Source organism: Enterococcus sp. 3H8_DIV0648, from assembly GCF_002140655.1.
Taxonomy (GTDB): Bacteria; Bacillota; Bacilli; order Lactobacillales; family Enterococcaceae; genus Enterococcus_A; species Enterococcus_A hulanensis.
The window spans coordinates 468,217-491,917 of record NZ_NGLG01000002.1 but is presented as its reverse complement, the minus strand read 5'-3'; the positions used below and the strand labels follow the sequence as shown (position 1 = coordinate 491,917).

Here is a 23,701-nt window from a genome sequence, read left to right as displayed (position 1 = left end):
ACAAAGACCGAAATCATGTTCAAATATCAACCACCTGGTGGATAGGATTAAAGAGGTGCTTTTTCTACAATAGGTATGTAAGGAGGAGAGCGTCTATGAAATCATTAATAGAAGTTAAAAATTTAGCAAAGAGCTACAAAGATAAGCAGGTTATTCACGGAATATCCTTTGCGATATATGAAGGGGAAATTCTTTGTCTTTTAGGACCGAATGGCGCATCAAAAAGTACAACGATCAATATTTTGTGCGGCGCGCTTGGGTATGATGCCGGAGAAGTGACCTGTAATGGTGTACCGATCGATCAAAATTTGCAAGGCTTTAAGCAACAGCTGGGGGTTGTTCCGCAAGACTTAGCTCTGTATGAAGACTTGACGGCTGAAAAGAATGTGCAGTTTTTTGCATCTTTGTATGGGCTAAAGGGAAAAGAGCTGGAGGCGGGCGTTGCGTTTGCCTTAACATCAGTCGGACTAAATGAACATCGGAAGGAAAAGGTCGCGACTTTTTCCGGCGGGATGAAGCGAAGATTGAACATCGCCTGTGCGATCGCTCACCGGCCGGCGCTGCTGATTATGGATGAACCAACGGTAGGAATTGATCCTCAATCCAGAAATCACATCTTGAATGCAATCAAAAAAATGCAGCTGAAGGGAATGACCGTCCTTTATACCACCCATTATATGGAAGAGGTAGAGGAAATATCTTCTCGGATCATTATTATGGATCACGGCCGAATCATTGCAGAAGGAACCAAGGAAGCATTAAAGGAAAAAAATGATGAACGAAAAATCACGATTGAGATCAGTGATTCAAAAGAAATTTCAGCAGATGCCTTTTATCAAATTGAAGGAGTAAAAGAGGTCTCCTTGAATGAGGACGAGCTGATGATTACTTCGATCAAGGGAATTGAGAATCTCGATCATATCATCGCTAAGCTGATCAGGCTGCAGCAGAAAATCCAAAACATCGTTGTGCAAGAAGCCAATCTGGAAACGATCTTCTTGGATTTAACGGGACGCTCCTTAAGAGATTAAGTGGTTGAAGGAGGAAAAATTGATGTATCGACTAGTTAGAATTATTCAGCGTGACACGCTCAATCTATTAACAAATCCAATGTGGATATTCTTCAGCTTGATGTTCCCATTATTACTGGTGGCCATCTTAGGATTTCTAACGGAAGGCTTATATGGCGACTATTTTACGAGTTATGATTATTACGGTGTCACTTTTATGTTGTTTTCGGCAATGTATGCGGCGACTTTTTCTGCGAACAGTTTTATGGAAGAAAAAATCAAGCAGGCGAACCTGCGCATCGTTTATTCACCCATTCTCAATTGGTTTATTCCCTTTTCTAAGGTTGTGGCGACCTTTATTTTCACGACGATCTTTTATACTATCGCCGCTGTGATTTGTCATTTGCTGTTTCATATCAGATTTGGTTCGGAAAACCTGCTGCAAATCTGGCTTTTATTTATAGGAATGAATCTGCTGTTCAGCTGCATCGGTGTTTTGATGTGCTGCATCTTTAAAAGTGAAGGAGTTGCCAATCAAATTCTCAGCACTTTGACTGCGGCGTTGGCAATGCTCTCAGGCTTTATCTTTCCCATCGCCAATTTGGGAGAGACATTTGTCAAAATCAGCAGGTGGCTGCCTACCGCAAAAGTCGCACAAGCTGTCTTTGAAATGATTTACGATCAAAACACAGCAAGCTTTTTTCCAGTATTTTCACTGCTGCTGATTGGTTCTATTTTGATTTTAGGGCTGTCAATCATTCTTTTTAGAGGGGAGGAATATGTATGATCGCGATGCTGAAAAATGATTGGGCCAGAATTTGGCAAAACAAAGCACGGCTATTCGTCATGCTAGGGCTGGTTTTAGTCTCGATTTTTCTAGCCGTTTTTGTCAGCAGTAAAGGGAATTTTTCGACAAAAATCGGAATGATTGGTGCCGAAAAGCAGGAGCTTGTTTCCGATACCGTCAAAATCGAGCACCTATCCAAAGAACCTGAAAAGTCCGCTCTCGCTTTAGGTACCTATGATGCGGTCGTTGACATGCGGAGCGGCACACCGATAATCTCAACATTCAAGGGTGAGAAATATAAAAAAGAGTTAGCAGAGTATCTCAAAAATCCGCAAGCTGTCCAAACCAGTGAAAAAAGCGGGGAGGGGATCGGCAGTAAGATCATCGGCTATATGCTGATGTTTGTGCTGATGTCCAGCGTGACTAATATGCTGCTGTTCAGTGAGGATAAAGAAAAGCATATTATGGAACGAATCACTACCACACCGATCAGTTTTACTAAATTGTTCGTGAACTATTCATTGTTTTCTTGGCTGCTGCTTTTCATTCCGAATCTCTTGATCATTGGAGGGATTTCCCTCTTTGGCTTGACTGATATCGGGCTCTCCATAGTGAATTACGCGATTTTGCTCGGCGTGATTGCATTATTTGCGACAGCTTTTTCGATTTGCAACGCTTCGTTTTTCCAAGTAGCCGATAGCGCAAGCATGCTGGGGTCGATGATCATGATGATCACCACCATCTTATCGGGCAGCTTCTTTTCACTAGATAACGGCAATAAATTCTTTAACAGCTTGATTCATTGGCTGCCGCAAAAACAATTTTTGGAGCTTGTCCATAATATTGAAGCTGGGCAAAGCTATAGCGGGAACATTCAGCGGCTGTTTTATTTGGTTGGTTTCAGTCTGGTATTGATGAGTATTGCAGTCTTTAAAACCAGAAAAGAATATGTTCGCAGCTAAATTAACTGATATACTAAGGGTAATTTATTCGTGGAAGGAAAACCTTTATGGGAAAACACTTATCAGCTAATCGCGTGAAAGCACCAGAAACGCTTGAAAAATCTGTTACTAGAAAAATCTTGGCCGATAAAATCCAAACAGGACTGCAAAAAAAGCTGATGATTTTAGAGGCCGGAGCAGGGCACGGAAAAACCACCGCTATTCGAGAAGCACTTAACCAATTGCCGGCGGATCACTGGCAATGGCTGACACTTAATGAGGATTGCAACCACCTTGTCGTTTTTTGGAGCTACCTGATTGAAGCGTTGAAGAAGCAATTAGGTTCAATGAGAGAAGAACTGATGGTCTATTTTCAAACCAGTATGAATCCTGAAAATATCGAAGAATTTGTTTCTTATTTAGTGAATAGTTTGACGCTGGAGACAAGCGATCATCTCGTCTTGGATGATTTTCATACGATCCAAAACAAGGAAGTTCTTCGTTCATTCGAGCTATTCCTAGAAGAGCTGCCCGAAAATTTACATGTGGTCATAACCACCAGATATCAGCCAGATGTATACTTAACGAAATTTTTGTTGGCGGAGCAGCTTCAGTATATTCGCGAAGAAGATTTTCTTTTATCTGATGACGAAGGCCGGTCCTTTATTCAGCAAAATTCGCGTGAAAAGCTTTCGCAGGAAACCACCCGCTATTTACTTGAAACGGCGAAGGGCTGGATCGGCGGCTTAAAGCTGTTGATCGCCATTAAAAAAATCAATCAGCCGCAAGCGCAAAAGATCAGCTTTGAAAATAAAATTCTTTCGGATTATTTAGCAAAAGAGATATTAGGGGATTTATCGGAGGAAGAACAGGAATTTTTAGTAATCTCCGGCTATTTTCCCTTTATCTATCCCAATCTAAGTCAGCAAATTTTTCCAACGACTGATTTCTCGTCAATGATCGAGAGCCTGCAGGAAAAGAATCTAATGATCACCTGTATTGATAATGAAGAGCAGCGCTATACTTTTCATCCGATCCTTAAAGAGTATCTGGTGAAAGAATTCCAGTCACTGCCTATTCAACAGCGGACCGCCGTAAAAAAACAAACCGCGTCAGTGTTTATCACGGATGGTTATTTAGATGAAGGCGTGGCCTTATTATTTGAACTGGGGGAATATCAGCCGTTGATGAAATTGATCGTGGAAAACGAACAATCCTTTCGGCGAATCTATTATATCGAGCAGATCCCTAAAGAAGTCGCCTTGACGAACATTGATTTTGCTTTTCAAAAGTTCGTTTATTACTATTCGAATCTTGAATATGACAACTGCTATGAATTGATCGATGAGCTGGAAACGAAATATCCAGATCAAAAAGAAATTCGGGCGTTGAGCGGGATTAAATTAATGCTGGGTTCTGATTATACCACCACGTCGCAAACTCCGAATACGATTCAGGAAATCGAGCAATTGAAATTGGATGATGTTTCCAAGGCATTGATTTTTTTGAAAAGTGCGATGATTCTCTTTTTTAAAGAAAACTATCAGCAAGCCAAACAATTTATTGAGGCGAGTGCAAAACTGAATCAGAAAAGCAAAAATAATTTCTTAATGTACTTCAATCAAACCCTGCTCGCTCAAATTTACGAAGAGACGGGGGAGTTGGACAAGGGCTTGGCGATCCTGACAAAGGTTCACCAGAAATTAGACGGCATGGGCTTTAATTCAAAGATGAGGGAGAACTATCAAGTCAGTTTTTATATCACCATCACAGGCATTCATTTGAAGCAGCTTAATTTAGACGCCGCAGCAGAAACCTTGAAAAAGGCGAATACGAACAAACATCCCCATGTGCGCGCGTCTTATTTGTATAATTTGGCAGAACTATATTATCTTTCCGGCGATGAAGAACAGGGCTGGAAAACCTTTAAAGAAATGGAATTTGGTGCAACCGGAAGCTATAGTAATCCATTTACGCAATCTGGGATTATGAAATATGCCTTAAAAGCAGGTCAGCTGCCTGGTTATTATGAGGAAAATTTTATCGAGACCTTCCAACAGCATCCCGAGCTTCACAATATGGCTTATCAATTATTCTATGCCATGATCTTGTTAAAAAGAGGGGACTATCAAGATTGTCTGCAAATAACGGATCAAATTTTGGAAAAAAGTCGAAAGCAGCGGATCTATTCAAAAATAATTGAAGCAAATCTGTTAAAACTTTCAGTCTTATTAAAGCTGAAGGGGAATCATTCCAGACAGCTGCTCAATATTTATTATGAATGCCTCTATTATAGTAGTGAAAATCAGATCCTTAATGACTTTTTTCTCTTCCGGCAAGAAATCGAGGAGCTTATAAAGCGCATGAAGACGGAGATTGAAGCCAATCTAGAACCAAGAGAACGAGCATTTCATCATAAGATAATCGACTTATGCTGTACCAGTTCGCATTCGCTGTTAACCGAACGAGAAATCGAGATTCTAGCTGAAATGGCAAAAGGACTTACGAACAAAGCAATCGCTGATAAGCTGTTTATTTCGGTAGCAACCGTCAAAACACATATCTTGAACATTTATCGCAAATTAGAAGTCAACTCACGAGTCACCGCAGTCGATAAAGCTAAACAACTGCAAATACTTTAAAATAATCCATAAGAACGTAAGCTTCATTATGTTTTTATGGATTGTTTTTTTTTTCTGCATTTACGGATTAAAAAGTTTTACCAGCTAATTCGGTTAGTTGATTGGTTATGAAGAGATGATAGTGCTTGTTTATGGTTTGAGAATAATGTTAGTTTTTCTCAAACCATAAACTAAGTAAAATAGAAGAGCTGATTAAACCGCGGATTCGATTAAATCAATGATCATAGTTTTTATGAAATATATTTTGTGTATTACAAAAAAGCTTCAGCAGTTTATTTTTTAGCTGAGATCGATGAAACATAAAGTCCAAATCAATTTTAAAACGTTAAGCGGCAGCAATATCAATGACGTATCGACACGAGCAATCTAACACGAGTTCAGTTGATTGGTTGTACGATCGTGCGCGTATCAGCTGATCACAGAACGACGTTTGACAGCAAATCGAGACTGACTAAGGTCGAAAATACATCTGACGGCCGTCAATAATCGGACTGTAATAAAGGAAGCAACCTTAGATGAAACGCAGCAAGTTATCCTGGATTCAGCGGTTGAAGCCGGTGTTAATGAGAAATCATGTTTTCGTAACAATATCTATTTTCCCGAAAGCATAGATTTTTATTTGTCTAGCTGAGCCAAATATGGCTTAAATACGCTTTTTAAGGACTGATAAATGCTTTTGTTGAATGCACGAAATTCCTTAATCATTAAGTAAATCAACCTTAGTTCAACGATTATTAATCATTCATTTCATAAAATTTGCTGTTAAATCAATGCTTTTTGGCGAAAATTCCAATCAAATCAATCGCTTAATTCATAAAAATGTATCGAGCAAAGCCAATTTTAAATTTGCTATCAATCGATTTTTTTTTCGCTGCGCCTCTCCTTTTATTGGTTATTAGTTATTTTATGTTTTTTGAATGTTCTTTATGCTTTATAAAAAGAACCATTTTTCAGCAATATATAAACTGTTGTTTAATGCCTATCGCCTAACCTTCTTTCAATTTAAGTTATTTTATAATTGACAAATTGGTATATACCTATTATAGTATAGATAGAGAGTTTCACCTCTCTCCTACTAAAAAAATCGAAAGGACTGAATCCCATGAGTCGTGAACTATTAAGAGAACGATATGAAAAAGAATTCGAAAAGCTCCCCGACTTCATCCAAAAATACCTTTTGTATTTGGAAGCCATCCCTCGTTCAACCAATACGTTGTATGAATACTCCAAAGAATATCGGCGCTTTCTCAGTTGGCTTTCTTCCGAAAATATAATTTGTGTGAATGATATTTCAGAGATTTGCTTAGAAGATTTTGAAAGACTGAATAAAGATAAAATTGTTTTGTACAAGTCCTTTTTAAATCAATCCCCTAAACGAACGTTTGAAGGAAAGTCAGAAAATGATGTCTCTCAATCTCCCTTGAGCGAAAGAAATACTCATCGTTTGAAGGTTACTGTGCAAAGAAGTATCACTGCCCTTCGTTCCCTTTTTAAATATTTAGCAAATGAAGAGATCGAAGAATTTGATGAAAGGACCGGTGAATATATTATTCGGCCAATGCTTCGAAGAAATATCATGGTTAATATTGAAAATGGCGGTGTGGATGCTTCTGATGCTGTGAGAAAAGACAAAATAGAAAAAATGCTCTACCTAGATTCTGATGCGATCGATTTTGTCGACTACGTTTATTCAGGCTACGGCAACACCTTGACCTCACGTCAAGCTAAGACTGCTTATGAAAAAAATCGCATCCGAGACACGGCGATTCTAGCACTGTTTCTTGGATCAGGCATCCGTTTGTCTGAATTAGTCAATACCAACGTCAGTGATCTCAATTACGATGGCTTGTATATTCAGGTTCAGCGCAAAGGCGATACTATGGACCATGCGATGATCTCACCGATTTTTATCGATTATATTCAGGAATATATCGATCAGCGAAAAAATCTATACAATGCAGATGATTCCGTGCCGGTCCTTTTTCTAACCAAACACAAAAATGTCGCTAAACGAATGGAAGGCGGCTCAATCGAAAAAATGATCGACAAGTACTCCACCGCTTTTGGCAAACGCACGACTCCCCATAAGCTTCGCCACAGTGTCGGCACGATGGCCTTCCGAAAGACGAAAAATCTCAAAACCGTCAGCGAAATCTTAGGCCAGCGCGGCACATCCGCGACAGAAATCTATACCCATATCGTCAAAAAAGAAAAACGTTCAGTCATTGATGATTTGTGGACGTAAAAGCAAAGAGGACATTCCACCCGGAATGTCCTTCGTTTATTGTCGAGATTACACGTAAAAGCCTATTTTCTCTCATCATAAAAAAGCAAAGTAAGATCGAGAAGACCTTGCTTTGCCTTTAAAAAATGTTGCTAATATATTTCTTCTTATAGTTCTAAATTATGATTGCTACAAGCTCACTGACTGCCTTAAGAACAGTTTTATGGGAAATGTCAGTGGCATAGTGATATTGGGATTGATAATTCGCCCATAGTTTTTGCTGGAATCCTGACAGACTGATTTCGGTTAAAATTTCTAAGGACTGCTTGATATCGAACACGGAACCTCGTTTGTTTTTCGTATTGATGAGCGCAGTTGTTAAAATAGTGTAGTCAATCTGATCTGCTTTCATTTTACTTAGGATAAATACATCATAAAAGTCACGAGGACGAGTTGTTGCTACGCCACGGGAAAGAATTGTTTCAAGCTTTTCCGCAAGAACATTTTCGACAGGATACGACCATAATTCAATACGTTGATCATCGAAAAGTCGTCTGAAGCGAAAATCGATTTCCTTTGGAGTAATAGCATCTCCCGTTGTAACGTCAATTGTTATGATCTCATGTATGCGTTCAAAATCAGCTGCTAATTTTAGTTTAAAACCAGGATAATCATCTGTTTCTCGAATCTCTTCAACCCCAATGACAGAAAGCTTAAAGGAGACTTCTGTAGGTATGTTCACGATTTGGTGTGCGATCTCAAGTAGCTTTTCTGGTGTCAGTTCAAATCCTTTTATAGTTGCATCTAAATCCATAGTAGCTCGCAGATCCAGACCAATCAAGCTGCCGATCAAGTAACCACCTTTAATTATAAAGTTGTCCTTGTATTTCGAAGCTGCAATTTTTTCTAAAAAAATTTCGATTAGGTAATTTTGTTGAACCTGCCGAGCAGATACTCCCTTTTCCTTGGCAAGTTGCTTAATTTTCGCTTTATAGCTCATTGCATTTTTAAAGATCATAGCAAAACTCCCATGTAATCGTGCATTTTTTGTTCAACACCAAAAAGTTTGGCATATTCAAACAGTTTATTGATATCGTTTTTATTCCTGGCATAACGTTTTAAAGCTGGGATTAGTTGTTCCATATCGGCTTCATATCTTGGCTTGATCAGATCAACTAAGGTGCGTTCTATTTCATAAACGATAATTTCATTCCCATTACGATACAACGCTGTTTTTCCAACATCAAGATTTTTCGATATCAAGATTGGACGAATGTCTTCATCTTTGATACGCTTCGATGATGTTCCTTGCGGGAAAGTCATTGTGATCCTAATCGGTGCTCTGTCAGAATAGCCTAATAGATACAATGCGGTTTCGTGCGAATAGATACCGCTTGGAAAACGATGTTGCAAGAGGAAGAAGTCATCAACGTATCCGTCTTCGGTAACATAAACGCCATGTTGTACTTTGGTCAATTTACCCTCATCTTCAAGGTCTTTCAATACACTTCGGTAAATTCCCGCCTCAGTCAGCTGCTTTGTTAATATAATACCGTTATTGTCAGCAGCCATTCTTAAAACCATTTCTTTTTTGGTCATAGCAAACCCTACTTTCGTGCTATATTCATGCTGATATTATAGCATAAAAGTAGGGTTAGTGTTTTGTTACTTTTCTTTATAAAATTCGATACATAATTTTAGAAGATTTTTAATGTTATAATCATCAAAAATTGATTGGCTGGCTCAACGACCAGACACAAGGTTGACAGTAATTTTTGAATAAAAAAAGTTCCAATTCTACTATTATATATAGTAAAATTGGAACTTTTATTTTAATGCTTGTTAATCAACTATATTCCGCGATAAATTGATTGATGGTCGCTGCAACTTCTTCGGCACTGGAGCCGATGGCTGGGTGCCCTGGTTTTTCAAAGATTTTGAATTGTCCTTGAACAACTTCGCCAACGATGGCTTGGTACTCCCTTTCGATATTGGGCCGAATCATCTCATCTCTTTTTGTAGCGGTCAGAAGTAATGGTGCTTGTAAAATTTGCAGGGAATCAAAGAACAGCTCTCTTCGGGAAATGATCAAGCGCCACATAGAGTCTGTGTCTCTTTCGACCACTTCCTTCCAGTCCTCCCCAATGCACCAATGGTAAAATTTTGAGGCTTCAGGGTCGGCCATTGTTGATGAACGTTCGGCTAATAATGCTTCGTCAAAGCCGTCATGAAATGTTCGCCCGTCGAAGCTGTCGGCGGTGACGGTCGCAATAAGATCGGGTCTTAGAAAAGCTGTGTTGATGGCTACCCAAGCGCCGCCGCTAGTTCCGACTAAATTGGCATCACGCAGGTTTAAATGTTCCAGTAAAGCAATCGTCTGACGGGCTTCATCTTTCCAAAGTTCTGTGGGGAATTTATCCAACCGATCGGACTGGCCATAGCCTAAAAAATCAATCAAAATCACTTGAAAGTTCTTATAAAGAGGCAGCATAGGAGTAAATAACTTTGAAGACGAGGTATTTCCATGCAAAAATACAAGCGGCTTTCCTTCTCCGATTGTCTCGTAAAAAATTTTCTTTCCTTTGTAGCTAAAGAAACTCATTACAATCCCTCCTTAAAGCTTAATCCATTCATTTTTAGTATAGCAAGAAAAGCCAACGATAAGGATCATTGGCTTCAGTAATAATTCTTAGGAAATATTAAAAAAATGAATTAAAGATTTTTTCTTGCTGCGAGTCCCATTACACTTCGTTTTCTACCCGCATTTGTTTGAAGATTCTGATTGAAAAGATTGCGATCAAAACAGTGACAAGTGAAGTGGCAACAATCAAAACCAGCAGCATTTCTGTCGAAGCCGCGGCCGCAAAACCACCGTACATGACCTGCCCTAAAGGAATTGCCAATGTTGTTACGATCATGACCAATGACATGATGCGGCCCAGCAACGCCTTATCAGAAACTAATTGAATATAAACGATCAATTGGACTGAAGCGACTGTGACCACACCCATTGCACTTGCGACGATGATCGTCATGATCCAAAAAGCTACTGTCGGATCTTGAATCAAACCAAATGGAATCACTAATAAGCCAAATAGGATCGCGACTAAAATCAAATTTTTAGAAATACTTGTTTCATTTAGTCGATTGGCAATGATGCCGTAAATGACAGTCCCCAGCAAGCTTCCGATAGCTAAGATGGTATTCATTAAACCAAACTGCGCGTCGCTGACTCCCAGCTGGATTCGTGAAACATATGGAATGATTACTTGAATGAATGAAGCTAAGAAAAAGTTTAACAGAAAAGCCACGATGGCTACTTTAACAATGACCTTTTGGGCTTTTAAATAATGAGTCACTTCTTTTAAATCCCCAACCACGACCTGCAAAAGCGTACCGTTCATAGCAGCCTGCGTTTGCTTAGGGATATTTAATACGACTTCACAAAGAATTGCTATCAAAAATAGCCCCCCAGTAATTGCGAAAATTTGATAAACAGCATCAAATCGATAAATAATTCCGGCAATGATTGGCCCCAATACAGTCCCTAACGTTCCGATTGAACTAATAATGCCATTAGCACGCGGAATTTCTTCTTCTGAACAAATCACTGGGATAGCCGATTGTACAACCGGTGTTTCGAAAGCCGAAACCATACCGATGATGACAGTCAGAATGCCAATCGCTGTCACTGGGTCAGCTAGTCGAGTGACTAAAAACAGCCCTACGGATAAAACTAGATACAGACAATCCATCAGCAGCATTAAATTTCTTTTTGGCAGACGATCTGCTAATACTCCGCAAAATGGTAAACAAATCAGTCGTCCGATGATCGATAGTGAAGCAATCACGCTAAATGTCAAAGCCGATTTCGTAATATCTAATACATACAAAGAAATGACAAACTGAACGATCGTCGTTCCTAAAACAGAAAATAATTGACTCCCGATTAGTAAATTAAAATTTTTATTTTTTCTCATAATAAACTCCCTGCTTTCCTGATACTTAAGCGACAACCTCAAAAACTAGTGATATTTCAAATAATACATTTACATACCTACCGTTGGTATCTATTTATTTAAAAAAAATAGCTGATTATTTGCTATCTTTTTTAATATACTCAAACATTTTGTAGGCTTCTGTCATAATCTCTTCATTAAAAATCGGAATACCGACACCGTCGAACAATTTCTTGGTGAAAAGAACCTTTCGTTTAAGCTGTTCCTCGGTAAAAACGGTGAGATGCAGCCCAATCCAGGAATTCAGATTCATCATCAAAACATCTGCAACCTCTTCAGGATATTCTGTCTCAATCGAACCGTCTGCTATTCCCTCTTCCACGATTTTCTTGATTTCAGGAATCACTACTTGAAACATTTCGATAAACTGTTCACCGATAAAACGCGGACTGCGCAGTGTCACAGCGGCTGAATAATTCAGCTTCATGCGGGAATAATCTGTAAAGGCATCTAAGATCGCACTTTGCAGCCTTTCCATCCCGGTGTTCCCCTTATGCTTCCTCAAGCTTTCTTCGGCAGTTTCGGCCGGCTCAATGATCGTTTCAAAAATCTCAAATTTGGATTTGAAATGCTGATAGATCGCTCCTTTGGTCATTCCCCCTAAACCATTCACAATGTCTTGGATGGAGGTATTGTCGTAGCCCTTTTCTAAAAATAGTTTTTTCGAAACGTCTAAGATTTTCTGTCTGGTTTCTTCCGGATTTTTCCCTCGCGGCATTTTCTCAACTCCTAACATACCACTGGTATCTATTTAAGACTATAGACTGGTTTGGGCTAATTGTCAAACGGTTTTTAATAATTGTTTTTTGAAATATCTTGTTTGCGATATTAATAGTCCGTTTATCTCTTGCAGGAACCTTCTACTGTCCCTTTCATTCCCCGTGCAGATTTACATGAAAAAGAGCTAGCTGAACAGTGATCCTTCAACTAGCTCTACTTTCTTACCTAAATAATTATTGAGGAATCTTTCTATTATTCACTCTTATTAAATAAAGGAGAAAGCTGTTCACTATTTTCAGTGAAAATATCTAATAGGGTTTTATTCCAGTGGCGCGCATCCTTGGTTGAGCTGCCAAATACATAATCTTCTTGACCATAATCAATCGCATCAAAACCTGGAATGGCTTTTTTAGCGTTTTCCGTTCGATAGTTAGCGGCATCGGCTAATGAGAAGGAAATGTTGCTCGTATCGCTATACTTGACCCAACTGCTGATATCAGTGCCTGTTGCTTCTGTATCGGTGCCATTTTCGGTTTGCGGTTCTGCTTGAGCTTTTTTAATTTCAGCTGCGCCGTCGACATATTCTCCATACATTTGATCAACGTAGAGACTGAAGGAATTACCTAGCACCTCAGATGGTACGTGCCCGCCGTCCCATTGCCATTCAATCGTCGCATCCACTCCTGCGTTCAACCAAGCAATTTGCAAATTCAAGGATGTAAACATTGACATATCGCCCTCAGCAGCGCCCATGACAATCTTCGACCATGTTGGATTTTCAGTGTCCTCTGCGTCAATATAATTCAGCGGATTGTACAGATCGACAAGATTGTTTCCATATTTGTCCCCTGCTTTGATTTCTGCAATATCGGTTTTATAAGCTTCCAGCATTTCTTCAAAGGTCTCATAGTTAGCAGAATCAACACCGCCTGTTGCGGATTGTGAAGTGCCTGCATCGGGTGTTCCGACTGCACCTGCCCCACCTTGCATGTTCGGCATGCCAGCTCCACCAGGCATTCCTCCAGTTGGTCCGCCGCCTGTAGGCCCGCCCATTCCGCCAGGTCCGTTTTCGGTACTTGTACTCTTCGCATAGCGTCCTTCAATAAACGCCGTTGATCGATCCTCAGAACTCATGGCCGCGACTTCTTCATCGCTTAGCGCTGTTCCATCTTCGTTGAACCAAGTCCAGCCCTCCGAATAATCAAGATTGTCTAAATACCATTGAAGATTTTCCGTGAATTCCGCCAGATACAGATCCAAATAAGTCCCGTAATAGCCATTTGTTTCAGGGTATTTTTCTAAGTCATATTTTATCGATAATTTCACAGTATCTTTCTTATCACCGTCACCATTTAGATCAAAGCCGATCTCAGCTTCTGACACAGAGAGGTTTTGATCATTGATATAATCCATATAACTTGTTGACAGATATTCGGCTAATTGACTTTGGAAGGTGCTGCCGAACTCATACGTACTATCTAAGAAATATTCAAAGCCCATCGCAGCATCAGCCTCAGCTAAAGGCGTGATAGCACTGTATGCGATACAGCCCCAAGCCCCGTCTGACAGTTCTTGATCTTTTCCATCGATACTGACTGTGGTGGAATAAGTGCCGTCCGTGTTTTCGTAAACGCCGACTGCTCCCGCTTCAATCTCGTAATCGTAATAATCAGAATTGTTCGAAGTCGCCGCAAACATTGTCGCATGAGCGCCGCCGCCCGATCCCCCAGTAGAAACGAGATAGTCAGCGCTGCCGGGCAGATTTCCCAGCAAAATATTGTATTTGACATAGCGAGCCGCATTTTTCTGATCCACTAAACATAATGGCGCATCACCAGTATAATACGTTTCGCCCGCTTCATCTGTGGCAGTATCCTGTTTTCCACGATTCCCACAGGCTACATTAATGTAGCCGTCACTGGCATAGGTAGTCGCGGCGTCAGAGTTGGTGGACGAGCTGTAGCCGGCTGCCCCAGTATTTAAAATGACCGGAGCTGTCTTGGCAGTGTAGACTTGTCCATTGGTACTGGTGACTTTAGCGTCATAGTCGATCACCAATGAGCCTTTGACCGCTTCGGAATAGCTGTCATTAGTAACATCGGCGGTTCCATCATCATTCGTGTCGATCCCTGTAACGTAAGCACCCGGAATGCAGACTGACACGCCTTGCTGATCTTCAATCTCAGGATTCGTGACCGTAGTGACCGAAGTGACCGAAGTCAAGACCCAGGCATCATCATCCTTCGTATACCTCCACTCCTGCCCTTCATTGTTTTTCAAATTCAAGGCTTCTTCAATGCTCGTTTTGCTTGCCGCATCCTTCAATTCGGTCGTGCTCGCCTTTGTTTCTTCTTTTTCTTCTGTCTTTGCTTCTTCTTCACTGGTACTTACCGTGGTCGTATCGGCGCTGTTGCAGCCTCCCAGCAATAAGACGCTTGCGATAACCGTGATACCTATTAAAGCTATTTTTTTATTCATTACTTCTCCTCCTCAGGATGATCATCGCAGAAAATCGTATCTGAGTTCACAAGCGATGATACGTTGGTTGTTCGCGTTACTTTTTCTAAACTCAACTTAACCAACTTCCCTTAAAGAAATCTTAAGTAAAGATTCGAGGATCAGCCATAAAAAAAGTTGAAAGAAAAGACAGTCTGAGCGCCCATCTTTCTTCCAACGATATTCCTATTTTCTACTTTTCTTTTCCAGCTCCAGCAAATATTGTTTCCGTTCCAAGCCGCCCGCATAGCCGGTCAGATTTCCGTCACTGCCGATGACGCGATGACAAGGAATGACAATCGCGATTTTGTTCGTGCCATTCGCACGTCCAACTGCCCGTACCTTATTTTTATCACCTAAACGCAGCGCGATGTCACGATAACTCAAAGTCTCACCGCTGGGGATCGTTTCTAAGATTTTCCAGACCTCTTTTTGGAAAGGTGAACCATCATAAAACAGCGGCAATGAGAATTCTGTTCGCTCACCTCTAAAATACTCGTCCAATTGTTGTTCCACTTGCTGGTTGATAATCGTTTGACCATAGATGATCCGAAAATTATATTTTACCCGCAGCTGCTCGATCTCTCGTTCCAAACCGCGACGATCCTCAAACTCCAATAAATATAAGTATTCATCATCGCTCAGGCTCAGCATTCGTCCAATCGGTGTCGAAATAAACGACGCGTTCAATGGTCGTGCCGCGACTTTTTTCGCGGGATTTCCCATAATCTGGGTAAAAGCATCATTAAATCCGCTGGAAGATTCATAACCTAATTCAAGCTGTTGGTCGATCACTTTGCTGCCGCGGCTAATCTCTTTGAAGGCCAAGCCCATCCGGCGAGCTCGTGCGTATTGAACAAAGGTCATATTGTAGACCTCTTTAAATTTTCGGCGGGCCGTCGCCGAGTTCAAACCAATCGCAGAAAAATCAGTTTCCTTCCAACGCTTTTCCGGATGTTCCTCCACTGCATTGACCAATAATTGGACCTCTTCCGGGATCGCCTGCGGAAACGAGAGCGGCTGGCAAATTTTACATGGCCGATAGCCTGCTAACAAGGCCTCCTCTGCTGTCGGATAAAATTCGCAATTTTCGAACTTTGGTTTTCTGGCACGACATGTAGGATGACAGAAAATCCCGGTCGTTTTAATGCCGGCAAAGAAAATGCCATCATAATTTCGGTCCTTTTCCTTTAATGCCTGATAGTACTCTTCCTGTTTTTTCTTTGAAGTAATCATGAGTACTCCCTCCCCTGCTTTACTCTTAAAGTATACGTCTGGTTTTTTAGAATATCTTTCGAAAAATGAACAACTATTTTTATTTCCAGTATGCATTAAATAACGAACAATAGATTTATCGGATTGTTTCATGGATAATTGGCATCCATAAAATAACTGTCGTTTGACAACGGTTCGTCGCTGTCTTATACTTTTAGTTATAAAGGAGTTGGCAGCCATGAATCAACAAGAAGCCAATCGACGGATGGAGGAGGAAATCCAATTTTTCCCCTGGTTCGTCCAAAATTATTTTCGAAAAAAGAGCGGTGATCAATATTCTTCCATCACCTTATATGAATACGCCAAGGAATACCGGCGCTTTTTAACTTGGCTGATCCAAGAAGGCTTTTCCTCAGCCGAAAAGCTGTCCGAGATTACTTTGGCAGAATTTGCGGCACTTTGGCCGGAAGATTTGGAATTTTATAAAGCCCATCTGGTGAAGGCGCCGAAAATCTTAAAGGAATCCACCAAAAAAAGACTGGAAGAAAGCGAACAGGCTCTCCCCTTGCGGCAAAATGCTACCGTTCAACGAGGCGTTACTGCTTTGCGCTCACTTTTCAGCTATCTAAGTGAAGCGATTGACCGCAAGACCGGCAAACCTTATCTTGAACACAATATGATGGGAAAAGTCGCAAATGTCAAGGATAATAAAACGATGGCCGAACGCGGGGCGGCAATTGAGAAAAAACTCTTCTTGGATGAAGAAGCCTTGGATTTTCTGGATTTTGTCGAAAAGCGTTATATCGATACCTTGGAATCTCGACAAGCGATCACTGCTTTTAAGAAAAACCAAGTGAGGGATCTGGCGATTATCGGGCTTTTTCTGGGAACCGGCATGCGTCTATCTGAACTGGTGAACATGAATGTGTCGGATCTTGATCTGAATGCCGGAGAAGCGCGAGTCTATCGTAAAGGCGGAAAGTGGGATATGGTAGTCATTTCCTCCATCGCTATCGAATATTTGACCGATTATCTGACACAACGGAATCAGCTTTATCAGCCAGACGAGAATGAAACGGCGCTTTTTCTGACTCGCTATCGCGGCAAGGCCAAACGAATTGCCAGTGGTGCCGTCGAGGCCATGGTGGGCAAATATTCAGAAGCCTTCAAAATCAAAATCTCGCCCCATAAATTGCGCCACTCAGTAGCGACCCAGTTATACAGCAAAACCAACTCGCTCGTTCAAGTCGCAGAACAGCTGGGACAATCCGGCACTTCGGCGACGACCGTCTACACACATATCGCAGGTAAGCAAAAACGCGATGCGATGAATGATTTATGGACGTGAAGTTGAAAGAAAATGAAAAGGATCAGCTGGCTATAGAAGTCAGCTGATCCTTTTTTTACACGCAGTCAAAACTCCAATTTAATTGCCTTTGCGGATTTAGAGTAATCATTTTTTCAAAGCTCTTCTCAGGTATCATATCTAACATGATTTCTTTAAAATCAGTTAGGATGTAATCTAGTCCGGGGCTTCCATGATAGGACTTGTGATATTTTTTTCTACCCATGTCCCCTGCTAAACAAATAAAGTCTTCATATCCTGATTTCACTAATTCAGTAAGTAAATTCGCATGAATTTCATCTTTATTCTCTAAATCACGTCCAACATGATCAAAACTTAGACTTGCTCCTTGATCACAAAGTCTTTTTAAATATTCCACGTCATTCATTAGGTCACAATGACTTAAACAAATCTGTTCAATATCAGCACCACTTTTTCGGAGTAATTGAAGCTGTTCCAACCCCATTGATCCTTGATCACAATGAGTAATCATTGGAATACGCGTGTCCCTTTGAACCTCTCCAACAATTTCGATGATCCGTTTTTCCTTATTTGTCACCTGATTTAAGCTGGTACCAATCTTCATAGCTGACGGAAGAAGTTCATGCGATGAAACCCCATTAACAATTTCTTGAATCAGAAAATCATAAATTTCTTGATTAGAAAGTTCGTCCACCCAAGTTGGTAAAAACTCCTCTTTATGAAATCCAGTCACAAACAAGATGTTAGTTCCCGTTTCACGAGCAATTTTTTCTAATGCAATCGGGTTGCGTCCGTAATTAACAGGAGTTAAATCTACCAATGTATGTCCTCCTGCTTTGGTAAAACGCCCTACCTCTTCAATCGTTCTGTCAATGTCATCAAGAGTATAGTCCTGATATTTAGGTAACTCATTAGGCACTACATAAAGATGTTCATGAATGTATGTGGTCCCTATTTCTTCAACTAAGCCTAAAACTGTTCGATACATACTATTTACCTTCTACCATTCAGCAATCGTTCCATCATAGTTTTTCCATGATGGATTTGTCCAAACGAGTCCCTCTCGTGCAATTTCTTTAATTCGATCTTCGTCCATTTCTAAACCCAGTCCTGGTTTTTCTGGAATATCTACGAAGCCATCTTTAAATTGAAAGATTTCTTTATTTTTTACAAAGTCTAATAAATCAAACCCCTTATTGTAATGGATTCCTAGACTTTGTTCCTGGATGAAAACATTTGGTACACAAGTGTCAAGCTGTAAAGTTGCCGCTAATGCAATTGGCCCATATGGTGCATGGGGAGCAACCGCCATATCGTAAGCTTCAGCCATAGCCGCGATTTTTCTTGCTTCTAGAATTCCACCGCAAAGTGCTACGTCAGGTTGAATAATGCTGATAGCACCTTGTTTGAAAATATTCTTAAATTGCCATCTCGTATATAATCTTTCTCCTGTGGCCAATGGAACTGAGATGGAATCAGCGATTTCTTTAAAATATTCTTCATTTTCTGGTAATACAACTTCTTCTAAAAACATCGGATGGTATTCTTCTAAAGCTTTAGCCAGTACCTTCGCCATCGGCTTATGCACTCTGCCATGAAAATCGATGCCGATTTCCAACGCGTCACCAAATTTATTCCTGATAGAAGCCACTCTGTCCACAACTTCGTTTATTTTTTTAAAGGAATCAATATAATGTAGTTCACTTGTTCCGTTCATTTTAACAGCGGTGAACCCTCGATCAACACGATCTTGTGCTTGTTCTAAAACGTCTTGAGGACGATCTCCTCCGATCCACGAGTATACCTTGATCTTATCTCTGGCAGCTCCTCCAAGGAATTCATATATCGGTAAATTTAAGGCTTTACCTTTGATATCCCATAAGGCCATTTCTAATCCTGAAACAATCGTTCCGTTAATAGGACCGCCTCTAAAAAATGAACGATGCAATTCTTGAAATAATCGCTCGATTTGGAATGGATTTCTTCCTAATAAACGATTCCCGATTTCATAAGCACCGGCAACGACAGTTTCTGTTTTCGTACCAGAGATCATTTCGCCCCAACCATCTATTCCCTCATCTGTCGAAATCTTGACAAAAACCCATCTTGGCTTAACTTTATAAACAGTAATTGCTGATATTTTCAATGAAATTCACCTTTTTCTGATTAAAATAAATTACTAAGGAATTCTGAGATTTTCATCAAAATGAACCCAATGATATGACCTCCTGCATCTTCAGTCGAAATCGCTGTCATTCCTTCTGGCATTTGAAACCCTCCAGAAATCGCTAATTGGGTATGAATATCTGCCAAATTGGTCGCAATCAATAGAACGCAAGCGGTAATGACTGTCGTCGATAAAATTCCTCTAAAAATGTTTCCTTTTGAAAATGCTACTGGCCAGGCCGATAACCACATTGCTTGGTAAGCAATATCCGAAATAGGGAGAAGTTTATTTCCTGGTAAAACAGCAGCTAGAACCAGCGTTATTGGTACCATAATGATTCCTGTGGCAATAGCACTTGAATTTGCTACAGTCAATGCTGCGTCCACCCCCATTGTAAAATTGTTGTTAGGAAATTTTTTATTTAATAATTCCTTCACTGAATTTGCGAATGGTAATAGACCCTCCATTAAAATCTGCATCATTTTTGGTGTTAAAAGCATTGTTGCTGCGGTACTCATACCAACAATTAGAATCTGCCCAACATCTTCTCCTGCCAAAATACCAATGATCAAACCAATAATAAAACCCATAAACAATGGTTCACCAACAAAACCAAAACGACTTTGAATTTTTTCTGGACGAGCATCAATTTTATTTATTCCTGGAATAACATCCCAAACTTTGTTTAGCAGCCATGCTATAGGTGCCCACCCGACTGAATTGGCCGTTGGAAAGTTCACCCCTTCAAGCTCAAAATAATCTTCCACTAATGGTGTCGTCCAATCTGCTAATTTGAAACTAATAATTGCATCGACTCCACCTGCAACTAATGCGAATGCAACATTTTTTCCTGTCGCATAATAAACAAGTGCTGCTACAAAAATATAATGGTTGTAACTCCAAAAATCGACCATTACGGTATTAGTCGTTTTGGTTACTAGCATCAAAACATTAATTCCTAATACAATGAAAACCATTACTGCTGCCAAGGGAAAGGCCCATGTGGCTGCCGCACGAGCTGGCCAACCAACATCCATGATACTTGTTTGAATTCCCCAATTAGTTACCATAGATTGAACCGACGGACCAACTTGAGCGACAAACCAATTAATTACAATATTGACTCCCGCAAAGCCTACTCCGATTGTCAGCGCAGATTTTAGCAATATATTCATTTTGATTCTAAAAATCAAACCTAAGATAAAAATAATGATGGGCATCATTACCATTGGACCCAATTGGGCTATCCAATTCAATCCATCTACAACAACATTCATTTTCTCTCCTCCTCAATAGTTAGTCTGCTTTTAAAGCCTCCAAAACTAAATTCGCTGCCTTTTCTTCATTTACGCCAGTAACAAAAGGTGTTCCAGAGATGACTTTTACCCCTTGAGTGACATTTTCTTGCAGTTTCCCTGTTGGTACAATGAAGTCCACATCATTCGTTGCCAAAGCTCCTTGGACTTCCGAAAATTTTATTTGCAGGACACGAGGTTCTGGCAATCCATTTTTTTGGGCAATTTCTTTGATCTTATTTGTCGCCATTGTTGAAGTGATCATTGATGAAGCACATGCTACGATAACAGTTTTTTGAGACATAATTAATTCCTCCTAAATTTTAATTGTTTATTTGAAAGTGCTGTAGGACTTCTTTTGGTTCTTGGGCTGCGATCATTTCTTTTAGAACTCTTTGATTGGTGATGATTTCCATTAATTCTTTTAAGATATCTGGTTGTTTTTCAGGATTATCAAAAAGAATTTGGACAATAATGCTTACTTCGACTGTTTTCTCCGGCTCATCCATTCTAAAAAAAGCAATCGGAGTCTTTAATACAGTGATAAAAATATCGGTTGTTCGCGAAAACTGATAATCTGTGTGAGGAATAGCGATATTAATCTCGCCAGTTGCTAAACCTGTAGGATAAATTTCTTCTCTGTTTATAATAGAAGTCGAATAGCCCTCATTTACCAACCCAGCTGACAAAAGCTGTTCCCCCATTTTTTTTAAATAGTCTTCTCTATTTTTGTATTGTTGATTAAGCTTGATATTTTCTAGTTTAATCGGCAACATTGTCATACCCCGTTTCCTTCTTATTTAATGGACTCTAAAAAGTTCTTTACAGAATCTTTTAAAGCTTCTACATCTCTATTCTTTATATCTTCCTTTCGAAACATAGAAGAACCGATTCCTAAATAAGCAGCCCCATTGTTTAAATATTCTGCAGCATTTTCGATAGTGATTCCGCCAACAGCCATTAGGCGCTGCTTGCCATAAGGACCCTGCAGCTGCTTAAAAAAATCTGGCCCCACAACGGTTGCTGGAAAGATCTTCACAATATCGGCTCCCTTCATGAACAGGTCACTAACTTCAGACGGAGTGAATGCTGCTGGAACGGTGATGACATTGTGCTGTTTTGCAAGGGCCAGCGTTTCTTGATCCATTTTTTCTGGAGCCAGCATGAAGCGCGCTCCATGTTCAATTGCTTCTTTAGCTTCTTCATAGTCCAAGACTGTACCCACACCTATAAAAATTTGATCGCCAAACTTTTTAGTTCCCTCTGAAATAATTTTTAGATAATCAGGATTGTTCGTCGTCACCTCTACGCCAACTTGTTTATCAAAGCTACTCAACATTTCAATAATCATCATAGCTTCTTCGTAAGAGTAGCCTCTCAATATGACCGTTATCTTTGGGTATTCTTCTGTTTTCATTTTTACCTCCTTTTGAAACATTTATAGCTCTTTAATTATCTGATGGATCTGGTCGATAGATTGAGCTTGAAGCAACTCGTGCTGAAGTGCTGAATCTTTTGCTAGTTTTACTACTTGGTTTATCGCCAAAATATGCTGATCTGAATTTGTAAGAGCAAACGGAATAATAAAGTGAACCGAATGATTTCCCGGAAATTCGATCGGGATTGGACTAACTAGCAAACTCGCACCTTGACTAATTACTCCGTTTTCCGGCAACGTATGCGGAATAGCAATGGCTTCGTTGATAAAATAGTGAGCATCTTCATCTGACATTTGTTCTAATAAAAACTCGACATACTCTTCAACGACTATTTTTTGATCTAAAAGTGGTTTGCAGGCTTTTTTTAGTGCTTCCTGCCAAGAAAGACTGTCCGTCATTTCCACAGAATGAATAATATTTTCCTTAGTAATGTAGCTTGAGAGAGGCAAATAATTCGTCGATACTTTCGGCTTTTCTATTGTCTCCAAAGCGTTAGAAGTACTGAACAAATATTTTGAAAGCTCGTTGAACAGATTTTCTTCATTCATTATTTGGGAATATTTCTTCATGATTGAGATAATATCGGTTGTTTGTTTTACAACATTGTTCAATGAAAAATCTCTTAACACTTTGATTCGCAACCTAGATTTTTCTGTGTCACTCATCAATGGTTGAACGACATAATTAGGAATATCATCTCCTATTGGAATATTGCTGAAAATAAGATCAAACTCTTGCGAGAACTTATTTAGATCCCGAATTGACGAGGTCGTTAAAAACTGAATCTCTGGAAAAAGCTCCTCTAAATTTTGCTTCATTAAATTAGCGACGATCATCCCATTGCTGCACACGACTACTGCCCGTTTACGAGCTTTATTACCGACCATTGGCGTATTCAATATTTCTCCGCCGAAATAAAATGAAATTAAGCGCAATTCATTATCCGGCATTTCTCTGCCTAAGTATTCTTCAATCGGTGCAATGCAATCTTTCAAAATTTCATAGACTGTTCGAATCTCTAAATTGCTCGTTGAAATACTTTCCAAATCCACATCATCGAATGGTACTCCATATTTAATACGATAAAACGCTGGTTTTAAATGGAAAAATAAGCGATGAGCCAGCGCGGTCTTATTCAAGAGATTCAAGGTAGATTTGTTTTCAAAAATGGTAATCGTCTCATGGATCGCTTCGAATATTTTCGTATCAGTCATATTAGATTTGTTAAAGATCGTGTTAGCTGAAAGAAGCGCTAAGGTTATCCAGGAAACATCTGATTGATCGCGAATCGGAAACTCTACCTGTTCGATCACTTGACCAACAAAATCATTTTCAAAAGAATGGATGATCTTGTCTGTTTCCTTATCCTCTTTTTTCATCTGAAAACGAAGTCCAAAAATATTAATCAAGAAATAGAGC

The 23,701-nt window shown here is 39.9% G+C and carries 20 protein-coding genes; 6 read left to right on the top strand and 14 right to left on the bottom strand.

Features of this window, described 5'->3' with window-relative positions; all coding sequences use genetic code 11:
- The first annotated feature begins 95 nt into the window (after nt 1-95).
- The 5 genes from A5875_RS18725 (at nt 96) to xerS (A5875_RS18705) (ending at nt 7,625) form a co-directional block, all read left to right on the top strand.
- Nucleotides 96-1,031, top strand: coding sequence for an ABC transporter ATP-binding protein (locus A5875_RS18725; RefSeq protein WP_088935095.1), 936 nt, complete (start codon nt 96-98; stop codon nt 1,029-1,031).
- A gap of 22 nt (nt 1,032-1,053) precedes the next feature.
- Nucleotides 1,054-1,797, top strand: coding sequence for an ABC transporter permease (locus A5875_RS18720; protein ID WP_088935094.1), 744 nt, complete (start codon nt 1,054-1,056; stop codon nt 1,795-1,797).
- Entirely contained in the window at nt 1,794-2,759 is a 966-nt protein-coding gene (locus tag A5875_RS18715) for an ABC transporter permease (protein ID WP_088935093.1), read from the top strand. The genes A5875_RS18720 and A5875_RS18715 overlap by 4 nt, the downstream gene beginning before the upstream one ends.
- A gap of 47 nt (nt 2,760-2,806) precedes the next feature.
- A complete protein-coding gene (locus tag A5875_RS24380; protein WP_088935092.1) occupies nt 2,807-5,380 on the top strand; it encodes a LuxR C-terminal-related transcriptional regulator in 2,574 nt (857 codons plus the stop codon).
- Between the two features lie 1,102 nt (nt 5,381-6,482).
- Nucleotides 6,483-7,625: a tyrosine recombinase XerS gene (xerS, locus tag A5875_RS18705; RefSeq protein WP_088935091.1), complete on the top strand. Its 1,143-nt coding sequence runs from the start codon at nt 6,483-6,485 to the stop codon at nt 7,623-7,625.
- 154 nt (nt 7,626-7,779) lie between these two features.
- On the opposite strand, the gene A5875_RS18700 is transcribed toward xerS (A5875_RS18705), so the two are convergent.
- From A5875_RS18700 to A5875_RS18670, 7 genes are all read right to left on the bottom strand, one after another.
- Nucleotides 7,780-8,622 carry a nucleotidyl transferase AbiEii/AbiGii toxin family protein gene (locus A5875_RS18700; RefSeq protein WP_088935090.1) on the bottom strand — a complete coding sequence of 281 codons (843 nt, stop codon included), beginning with the start codon at nt 8,620-8,622 and terminating at the stop codon, nt 7,780-7,782.
- Nucleotides 8,619-9,203, bottom strand: coding sequence for a type IV toxin-antitoxin system AbiEi family antitoxin domain-containing protein (locus A5875_RS18695; protein WP_088935089.1), 585 nt, complete (start codon nt 9,201-9,203; stop codon nt 8,619-8,621). The genes A5875_RS18700 and A5875_RS18695 overlap by 4 nt, the downstream gene beginning before the upstream one ends.
- A 247-nt stretch (nt 9,204-9,450) precedes the next feature.
- The gene (locus A5875_RS18690) at nt 9,451-10,206 is read right to left on the bottom strand and encodes an alpha/beta fold hydrolase (RefSeq protein WP_088935088.1); all 756 of its coding nucleotides are present in this window, start codon (nt 10,204-10,206) and stop codon (nt 9,451-9,453) included.
- Between the two features lie 139 nt (nt 10,207-10,345).
- A complete protein-coding gene (locus tag A5875_RS18685) occupies nt 10,346-11,584 on the bottom strand; it encodes an MFS transporter (protein WP_088935087.1) in 1,239 nt (412 codons plus the stop codon).
- Between the two features lie 115 nt (nt 11,585-11,699).
- A complete protein-coding gene (locus A5875_RS18680; protein WP_088935086.1) occupies nt 11,700-12,341 on the bottom strand; it encodes a TetR/AcrR family transcriptional regulator in 642 nt (213 codons plus the stop codon).
- 254 nt (nt 12,342-12,595) lie between these two features.
- Entirely contained in the window at nt 12,596-14,821 is a 2,226-nt protein-coding gene (locus A5875_RS18675; RefSeq protein WP_088935085.1) for a hypothetical protein, read from the bottom strand.
- A gap of 204 nt (nt 14,822-15,025) precedes the next feature.
- Complete coding sequence (locus tag A5875_RS18670; RefSeq protein ID WP_088935084.1) at nt 15,026-16,075, bottom strand: bifunctional transcriptional activator/DNA repair enzyme AdaA; 1,050 nt, start codon at nt 16,073-16,075, stop codon at nt 15,026-15,028.
- A 217-nt stretch (nt 16,076-16,292) separates the two neighbouring features.
- Here A5875_RS18670 and xerS (A5875_RS18665) point away from each other — a divergent pair, with 217 nt between their 5' ends.
- Nucleotides 16,293-17,402, top strand: coding sequence for a tyrosine recombinase XerS (xerS, locus tag A5875_RS18665; protein WP_088935083.1), 1,110 nt, complete (start codon nt 16,293-16,295; stop codon nt 17,400-17,402).
- 55 nt (nt 17,403-17,457) lie between these two features.
- On the opposite strand, the gene A5875_RS18660 is transcribed toward xerS (A5875_RS18665), so the two are convergent.
- The 7 genes from A5875_RS18660 to A5875_RS18630 form a co-directional block, all read right to left on the bottom strand.
- Nucleotides 17,458-18,369 carry a phosphotriesterase family protein gene (locus A5875_RS18660; protein WP_088935082.1) on the bottom strand — a complete coding sequence of 304 codons (912 nt, stop codon included), beginning with the start codon at nt 18,367-18,369 and terminating at the stop codon, nt 17,458-17,460.
- Nucleotides 18,370-18,381: 12 nt separating this feature from the next.
- Nucleotides 18,382-19,527, bottom strand: coding sequence for a galactonate dehydratase (dgoD, locus tag A5875_RS18655; RefSeq protein WP_088935081.1), 1,146 nt, complete (start codon nt 19,525-19,527; stop codon nt 18,382-18,384).
- A 20-nt stretch (nt 19,528-19,547) separates the two neighbouring features.
- On the bottom strand, nt 19,548-20,825 hold the full coding sequence (locus A5875_RS18650) for a PTS galactitol transporter subunit IIC (protein ID WP_088935080.1): 1,278 nt from the start codon (nt 20,823-20,825) through the stop codon (nt 19,548-19,550).
- A gap of 19 nt (nt 20,826-20,844) precedes the next feature.
- Nucleotides 20,845-21,147: a PTS lactose transporter subunit IIB gene (locus tag A5875_RS18645; protein ID WP_176244753.1), complete on the bottom strand. Its 303-nt coding sequence runs from the start codon at nt 21,145-21,147 to the stop codon at nt 20,845-20,847.
- A gap of 19 nt (nt 21,148-21,166) precedes the next feature.
- Nucleotides 21,167-21,619: a PTS sugar transporter subunit IIA gene (locus tag A5875_RS18640; RefSeq protein WP_176244752.1), complete on the bottom strand. Its 453-nt coding sequence runs from the start codon at nt 21,617-21,619 to the stop codon at nt 21,167-21,169.
- 20 nt (nt 21,620-21,639) lie between these two features.
- Nucleotides 21,640-22,260 carry a bifunctional 4-hydroxy-2-oxoglutarate aldolase/2-dehydro-3-deoxy-phosphogluconate aldolase gene (locus A5875_RS18635; RefSeq protein ID WP_088935077.1) on the bottom strand — a complete coding sequence of 207 codons (621 nt, stop codon included), beginning with the start codon at nt 22,258-22,260 and terminating at the stop codon, nt 21,640-21,642.
- Between the two features lie 21 nt (nt 22,261-22,281).
- The coding region (locus A5875_RS18630) for a BglG family transcription antiterminator (RefSeq protein WP_217809355.1) at nt 22,282-23,701 on the bottom strand (1,420 nt) is incomplete at its 5' end.